General features: G+C 48.8%; 1 protein-coding gene. It reads left to right on the top strand.

What is annotated here, in order from left to right:
• The coding region (locus tag ACTHUR_RS15940) for a low molecular weight protein-tyrosine-phosphatase (protein ID WP_440399640.1) at positions 1 to 448 on the top strand (448 nt) is incomplete at its 5' end.
• Between the last annotated feature and the right edge of the window lie 150 nt (positions 449 to 598).

Below are 598 nucleotides of genomic sequence, written 5' to 3' on the forward strand. Positions count from 1 at the left end.
GTACCACAACATACTCATCGTCTGCCTAGGCAACATCTGCCGCTCCCCTACAGCAGAGCGGATCATGCAGAAAAAACTAACCGGCCATCAAATCAGCAGCGCCGGCATAAAAGCACTGGCAGGGAAGGATGCCGATTTCCAAGCTATTAAAACCGCACTCAAACACGGCGTTATCGTTGCAGGCCATACGGCACGCCAGCTGACCGCCCAAATGTGCGAGCAGGCCGATTTGATTCTTGTGATGGAGCCCAGTCAAATCGATATGGTTGCCGACATCCATTCGCCGGCACGCAGCAAAACCATGCTGTTTGCCCAATGGTTACCTAAAAAAACCGTACCTGACCCATACAAACAAAGCAGCGAAATGTTTGAAGCCGTTTTTGAACAGCTCAATGCTGCCGCAGACACTTGGAAAACCAAACTAAACGGAAAAACTCAACCGGTATAAAACCGGCATAAACAAGAAAGCAAGCAATGAAAAAAACGACCTACATACCTTACAGCGCAGACAATGACGAAATCGACTTCGGTCAACAGCTGCGCGTAATTTGGACAAATAAATACAAAATCCTCGCTGCCCTGCTTGCAGGCGGCATTC

This window comes from Neisseria sp. P0021.S007, from assembly GCF_051956855.1.